Source organism: uncultured Campylobacter sp., from assembly GCF_938045535.1.
In the GTDB taxonomy this organism is placed as follows: domain Bacteria; phylum Campylobacterota; class Campylobacteria; order Campylobacterales; family Campylobacteraceae; genus Campylobacter_B.
This window is the reverse complement of sequence record NZ_CALIMQ010000173.1, coordinates 1-7114: the sequence shown is the minus strand read 5'-3', so window position 1 is coordinate 7114 and position 7114 is coordinate 1. Positions and strand designations below refer to the sequence as shown.

Annotated in this window: 8 protein-coding genes and 1 other RNA gene; 5 read left to right on the top strand and 4 right to left on the bottom strand. The window is 44.3% G+C overall.

Translation table 11 applies throughout. The features are described 5' to 3' along the window. Positions 1–220: 220 nt before the first annotated feature. From Q0095_RS05575 to panB, 4 genes are all read right to left on the bottom strand, one after another. On the bottom strand, positions 221–763 hold the full coding sequence (locus Q0095_RS05575) for a hypothetical protein (RefSeq protein ID WP_297882140.1): 543 nt from the start codon (positions 761–763) through the stop codon (positions 221–223). 206 nt (positions 764–969) lie between these two features. After that, on the bottom strand, positions 970–1986 hold the full coding sequence (gene ruvB / locus Q0095_RS05570; protein ID WP_297882138.1) for a Holliday junction branch migration DNA helicase RuvB: 1017 nt from the start codon (positions 1984–1986) through the stop codon (positions 970–972). Between the two features lie 930 nt (positions 1987–2916). Beyond that, positions 2917–3591, bottom strand: coding sequence for a hypothetical protein (locus tag Q0095_RS05565; RefSeq protein WP_297882136.1), 675 nt, complete (start codon positions 3589–3591; stop codon positions 2917–2919). 418 nt (positions 3592–4009) lie between these two features. After that, positions 4010–4807, bottom strand: a complete 798-nt coding sequence (gene panB, locus Q0095_RS05560; RefSeq protein ID WP_297882134.1) for a 3-methyl-2-oxobutanoate hydroxymethyltransferase — start codon at positions 4805–4807, stop codon at positions 4010–4012. A 98-nt stretch (positions 4808–4905) separates the two neighbouring features. On the opposite strand from panB, the gene ssrA reads away from it, so the two are divergent. The 5 genes from ssrA to Q0095_RS05535 form a co-directional block, all read left to right on the top strand. After that, positions 4906–5267: a transfer-messenger RNA gene (gene ssrA, locus Q0095_RS05555) on the top strand. Positions 5268–5503: 236 nt separating this feature from the next. Further along, positions 5504–5848, top strand: coding sequence for an Imm40 family immunity protein (imm40, locus tag Q0095_RS05550; protein WP_297882133.1), 345 nt, complete (start codon positions 5504–5506; stop codon positions 5846–5848). Between the two features lie 123 nt (positions 5849–5971). Next, positions 5972–6358 (top strand): hypothetical protein, encoded by a 387-nt coding sequence (locus Q0095_RS05545; protein WP_297882131.1) that lies wholly within the window; start codon positions 5972–5974, stop codon positions 6356–6358. Continuing rightward, positions 6351–6857, top strand: coding sequence for a hypothetical protein (locus tag Q0095_RS05540; RefSeq protein ID WP_297882129.1), 507 nt, complete (start codon positions 6351–6353; stop codon positions 6855–6857). Before Q0095_RS05545 ends, Q0095_RS05540 begins: the two co-directional genes overlap by 8 nt. A 23-nt stretch (positions 6858–6880) precedes the next feature. Continuing rightward, positions 6881–7114, top strand: a 234-nt coding sequence (locus tag Q0095_RS05535) for a hypothetical protein (RefSeq protein WP_297882127.1), incomplete at its 3' end; no start/stop codon positions are given.

Below are 7114 nucleotides of genomic sequence, written 5' to 3'. Positions count from 1 at the left end.
CTTACTTAGACTCCGTTGAATAAGTTGAATTGCAATTGTTTGGTGACTAAGAATATAGGTTGTTGAGTTTCAAGAGAATTCATTGTTTGAACCTTAACATGTGAATTGGTTGCTACTATAACATGAGAAGTTTTATAAGAAAGAATTGTTGTTATGATGCTAGGAAAAGTGATTGAAATTATCATTGATCAAACTTATGCACTTTGCTAGCATTCACACTTCATAAATTATTTCTTTTATCATTTTCTATTGATACAAATTGAACTAATACTTTTCCTAATCCTCTCGACTTCAATCCACCAATTTTATCAATATGCAAAAAACTTGATAATAGAAATTTTATATCTTTTTCAAGTTGTAAAATTTCATTATTGCCTAATATATCTGGGCTTGGCTCGCCGTAAATTTTGATTTTTTGCCCTTTTAGCTTTTCGTAAATATCGCTATCGCTTTTGCTTATTTCATAAACCTTTTTCTTGCCGTTTTCTAGTTCTATATGTATTCGTCCGCCGCTTCCGCGAAAATCATAATAAACGCTTCTTAAAATTCCGGTATCTATCTCAAGCTCATTTAACTGCTTAGGCGACGTATCCGTTCTATAAATAGTAAAAAGCGTTCCGCACAGGACAAAAAGCAAACCATAACAGCCTATGCTAGCCACCTGTGCCGGCGGATGCGAAACTCCCCTGATAAAAACACGCCTATAAAATACATCGTAAAAATAATATAAGAGCCTTTTTATATATTTTGTTATGAATTTCATAAAATTTCCCTTCATATTCTTTTGGATGTTTTATTGAGCGATAATAAATTTGCTCTAAATTTACAAAATCTCCCGCTTTAAATTTTAAATCTAAAGAAACTTTAAAACCAAGCAAAATTCAAAGATCAAATATACAAAATCGCCACGGCAGGGTTTCCACCTGCGAGCTATGACTTAGCGCCGTGAAGTATAAAATTTCATCCGCCCTACTCCTCAAACAGATTTCTCTCCGCGACCTTTAGTACGCGACCGAGCGCCTCGCGCGCCTTATCGGTTGCGATGCGGCCTTTGGCGGTCTTTTCGATGTAGCCGTTGGCGAGCAGATAGGGCTCGATGACGTCCTCGATCGTACCCTCATCCTCGCTAAGCGCCGCCGCGATCGTGCTAAGCCCCAAGGCGCGGTGCTTAGCGTCAAATAAAATTTCTAAATATTTTATATCCATCTCGTCAAAGCCCTGCTCGTCCACGCCCAGCGCCTCAAGCCCCTCGCGCGCGCGATCGTGCGAGATAGCGCCCTCGTCGCGCACCTCGGCAAAATCGCGTATGCGGCGCAGTAGCCTCAGCGCAATACGCGGAGTACCGCGGGAGCGACGCGCGATCTCGGCGCTGGCGTCTGCCGCGCTCTCTTTTCCGAGTTTAACAGAAGCGATCTGCACTATCCGCGCAAGCTCGGCGTGCGTGTAAAACTGCAAGCGAAACTGCATGCCGAAGCGATCCCGCAGCGGCGCCGAGATCATGCCCGCGCGCGTCGTGGCGCCGATGAGCGTAAAGTGCGGAATGTCGATCTTAATAGTCTGCGCGGCGGGGCCCGAGCCGATGATGATGTCGAGGCGGAAGTCCTCCATCGCCGAATACAGCACCTCCTCGATCGCGGGGCTTAGACGGTGGATCTCGTCGATGAAAAGCACGTCGCCGCTTTGCAGGTTCGTTAAAATCGCCGCCAGATCGCCCGCCTTTTCGATCATCGGCGCGGCGGTGACCTTGATGGCGGCGCCCATCTGAGCGGCAATGATGTGCGCTAGCGTGGTTTTGCCGAGCCCCGGCGGCCCGTAAAAAAGCACGTGATCGAGCACGTCGGCGCGCTTTTTCGCCGCGGCGATCGCGATAGCGAGGTTTGATTTGATCTTCTCCTGCCCCACGTAATCCTCGAAGCTCGACGGGCGCAGCGAGCTCTCCACGCTTTCATCGAGCTGCATTTTTTCGATCTCTACAATTCTGTCCATAATCTCTCTTTAATCGTTTTTAAAATTTTAGCAAGTGTAGCGAAAAATGGCTAAATTTTGACAATTTTTAAGGGACGGATCTTTGCGGGCGGAATAAAATTTTCCGCGCGGAATTTTACGGTACGCGCTTAGGGCTGGGGCAAAAGCAGGCACCCGTCGCGAAAGACTGGGGAATTTTAACGCGACGGGTTTAAGACTACGCTCATGCCGCTACGCCCGCTATGCTTTAGTGCGGAATTTTATTGCGGCGGCTCCCAAACAGCGCGCGGGTCGCTAACTGCGCTAAATTTTACGGCGCGGAATTTTAACTTGCAGAATTTAAAGCTTTGCGCGGAAGCCATTGCCGCAAAGCCCCACTGCGCAGCGTAGAATTTTAACGCATAAAATTCATGAAGTACGCACAAGATGCTGCGAGCGAAATTTTAACGCACAAATTTGAAGCTAGCCGCAGAGTTTGCGAGAGACGGAATAAACTTGGCAGAATCATAGCACACAGAATTAAAGAGCGAAATTTAGCCAACTGAAAAATACGCACGGAATTTTACAACGTAAAATTTGGCGCTTGGAATTTTGCGATATTAAATTCAGCGCCTGGAATTTTGCAGTGAAATTTTGCGACAAAATTTTGTCTCGTAGAGCTTTGCTGCGGATTTTGTTTTTGCGGCAGCGAGGCTTTAAATTCCGCGCTTCAAGCTTCGCGGTACGCAGCTAGTCAGAATTCCATCTCGCATAGTCAGTTAAAATTTCACAAGAAATTCTACGTAGAATTTTATGCAGAATTCTGCTTTGCGCACTTGCGCGGCTAGGTAAAATTTCGCGCGAAGTTTGGTATTTCGCGACTGCTTGGAATTCGGCGCGGATTGTAAAATTTACCGCTAAGCTTAACGCGGGCTCGAGAGATTAAATTTATCCGTGCAATCTCGCAACGCCTTATCGATCGCTCTCTTTGATCAAGACACTTTTATTGTCGTCGTCACTCTTACAAAGCACTCTATAATCTGATATTTCAATTGCATATAAAAATACTACACCGTCGCTTTGAAATTTTCTCGAGCAGCCCTTGGCATATAGCTCGGCGAGTTTTGGACTATTGAGAACATAAAACTCATAGCTATCGGCAAAGTGCTCCATATAACTATAGGTGATGCTCGCCCAAGGTACTCGATTATCGCCGCTTCTATTTAGCACGATGGTTCTAGCGTTTATCGCTGCGAGCTTTGACTTTAGCTCCCCGAACGTCTTTTTGTCCCAGCCAATGAGCTTTAACCCCTCGCCTATGCTCGGCGCATTATCTTTGAAAATAGAATTTGAGTAAAATTTCGTCTTATTGCCGTCCATATAGATCCAAATATACTCATCGCCGTAGGCACTTTCGATCATGACGCGCGAATTTTTAGGGAAGTTGCGATCGGCAAAAGCTAACAGATCCAAAAATTTCTCGCGATTTTGCTCGTAATTTTGCATTAACGGGGCTTTATCCAGCTCCATATCATCTTTATCAAAGAAAGAATTAAACGCAAAAAATACCGCCAAAATCGGCAGTACCTTTACACAAAAGAGCAAACCCAGAACTGCGGCTATGAAGGTTTTTAAAGCTTTAGCCAAATTTTCTCCTTAAATTTTATAAGCCGTTTAGGCGTGACGGCTGGTTTATGTTTGAGCTCTACGGCTACGTGCGTAAAATTTAGCGCTCGTAGCGTATTTTAGAGCTGCGGGCGCGAGAGCGTTCATGAAAAGCGCTCGCGCATTGCGCTCGGCGACAGAAATAGCGCCCGCATGCAGAAGCGCGCAAACTCTCGCACGGCGCCGCCCGTATAAAATACCGCGCAGAGTATCCGCCCACCAAGGCGCCTGCGATCTCTCGCACTAGGTAAAGCACTCGCAATAGCTCACGTCGAATATTCAAGCGGTGCGAGCTTGTTTTCATAGCCTGCGGCGTGAAAACGAAGCGTTATTTTAAGGCAAGCGTAGTTTTATTGCCAGAATTTCGGCGCGTAAATTTTAAAATTTAGCCCAAATCTCGCTACTGCCTATATTCAAACTCCTCGCTCGGAAAGCTCTCCTCCTTGACTTCGCGCGCGTATTCGCGCACCGCACCTTTTACCAGCTCGGCGCCGTCTAAATAGCGCTTAACGAATTTTGGCCGAAACTCCGTGAAAAACCCGCACATATCGCTCCACACGAGCACCTGTCCATCCACGCCCGCACCCGCGCCGATGCCGATGACGGGCACGTCGGTGCCGAGCGCTACTTGATTTGCGACCGAGCAGATCGTCCCCTCGACCAGCAGTAGCACCGCACCCGCCTCGGCAAGCGCTCTGGCGTCGCTTAAGACCTCGCGCGCACCCTCCTCTCCGCGTCCACTTACCTTGTAGCCGCCCATAAAGCGCGAAAACTGCGGCTTTAGCCCGATGTGGCTCATCACGGCGATACCGTTTCGATTAAGCAGCGCCACGGTATCTGCCATATGCGCGCCACCTTCGATCTTAACGGCGTCACAGCCGGTGCTCTCATAGACTTTGGCGCAGTTTTGTAGCGCGAGCTCTGGCGTCGCGCACGAGCAAAACGGCATATCCACGACCATATACGCTCGCTTGAGCCCCCGTCTTACGGCGCGCGCGTGATAGATCATCTGCTCTACGCTCGCGCCCAGGGTCTCGGAGTGCCCGCCGAAGCTCATATTTAGGCTGTCGCCTACGAGTACCATATCGACCTCGTCGTCGAAAATTTTAGCAAAAAGCGCGTCATAGGCAGTGATCATCACGATCTTTTCGCCGGATTTTTTCATCTCGTATAATTTAGAAAGCGTAATTTTTGACATTTTGACTCCTTTGCTCGGTTAAAATTTCGATGCAATTTTAACATAAGCCGAATTTGACATTTATAAAATTTTGAAGTAAAATGCGCGTGCATTCTTTCGGGGGTGACTTGGCTTCGACGGGAACGGATGGGTCAAGGCGGCATGTCGCTTTGGATACAGCGTATAAAATCCAAACTAAATTTAAACGCAAACAACGTTAAATTTGCTCCTGCTTACGCTAAAGCTGCGTAAGTCCAGTCGAGCCCTGCTCTGCGCCGATACTATCTAAGCGCGGCGGCGGGTAATCTGCGATAGCGTAGCTCTGCGGCGTGACGAACCGTAGGGTGAAATCCTAGTCTTTGCGCCGGCGGGTCGTTTTGGAAAGTGAGCGAGCCTGCGCGAGAACTTCACTTTTGCTAAACATGTAGAGGCTTTGGTCGTTTGTTTTCGGACTGCGGTTCAATCCCGCACACCTCCACCAATTAAGTTATTTTTAAGTTTTAATCACTTCTTTTTACTTCTCTTCAATTCCCGTATATAGGTGCTTATCTTATATTTCGATTATTTTTCTCTCCTTTTATTTTTGTTTGTAGTATAATTACTTCTGAAAAAATAGGGGTTTTATTAGGGGCTTTTTTCGCATTAGGGTATTTCGTAAAGAAAAACGATATAGAAAAATGGCAATGGCAATAATCTTATACTTAAAAGGAGCGAATTATGTTTTTTATAGATGAAGATTACGTAAATATCGTGCCGCAGGATCTGCTAGAGCGCGGCATACGCCTAAGGGAGGAGTACGGAATTTATGATATAGCTTGGAGATTTGATGATGTAATGGAGGTGCTAAAAATCACAAGAGGCAAAGGTATGATTATCCTAGGAGGAGAAGTATATCGCTTAAACGGCAATGAGCCCATAATCACATACGATTGCTGGGATACCAAAGCGGAAGACGACAATGCATTCGAAGTGGCGATCGAATATATCACTAATTATCGCGCTAGAAACGGAGATGACTTTGCATATTGCCCGGTCATTTGCCCTGGGCAGGTATCCAAATGAAAATTTTAGCTTACAATACAGAATATGTTGGTTTTGCTCATATTCGGATAAATATAAAAATGTGCGCCGAACTGAATGCTAATGTATGCGTATATGGGATATAAAAGATTTTTAGGAGCGATCTTGAAAAGCAACAAAGTAATCCTAATCCTATCGATCGAAAGCGATAGGGATCTATCCGAAACAATAAGCAGCAGCGGCATATCCGCAACAAAAGCCTGGCGCAAAGGAGATTTTAAAAAAGGCTCTATTTTAAAATATAAAAATTTTGGATTTAGCATAGAGGAAAAATTTTATGATATACCTTTTGCGGAAGATCTAATTAAAAAATTTCTAGCAGATATAAATGTCGCAAAGAGTATAAAATTACAAGGTGTGAAAAAGCTGCTAAGAGTCGTAGTTTACAGTTATAATAGCTTGCCCGGTCTATATTATAATGCAAATTTACTGAAACTATTAGCAGATAATAATGTGGATTTGGACAACGACATATACTGCCTAGATGGATAAATTTGAATTGCATACTAAAATAAAAGCGCTAAAGGCGCGGCTTAAACTGCAAAAGCCGGAAATTATAACAAATCCTGTACAAAAGGATGAGCTTGTCGAGCAAGATTTGTGCGGTAAAGATCTGTGCGATTTAGACCATAGCACAATCAAACTCTTATCGGGAGATTTGCAGGTTTTCAATGACTATACTTTTAGGTATTATATCCTGGATTTTATTGATTTTTACGAGCGCTTCGGCGATGAAGCGATTATAGAAGATATGTTTATTCAAGCATTTGCACCGCCTATGCGGCGGGCGAGAGCAAAACAATTTAGCAGAGATGAGGTAAAAATAATCATAGATTTTTTACAAAAAAATTATGAAGATATTGCGAGAATTACGCATTCCAAGAAATATAAAAAGTTAAAACCCTACGAACAAGAAGAAATTTATATACCATTCAAACATTTTGAAAAAGAGATAAAAAGCGCTATAAAATTTTGGAGAAAAGTATTATAATGGAATTTTATAAGGATTGGCAAATGCGCCTAATAGAGACCGATTTGGGCAAATACGAGGAATATATCTATTTCTTTATAGAGAAAAACAGGGCGTATTTTAACGCCTATCAAGAGCAGATATTTCCTTTCGATATGGAGTACATACCTAGCTTATTGTGGTTGCTTGCATCTTTTGCAGAAACTACGATTAAAATTTTTGATGATTTGGACGAAAAGACAAGAAATGAAATTTTTGATTTTGTGGAAAAGGGAGCG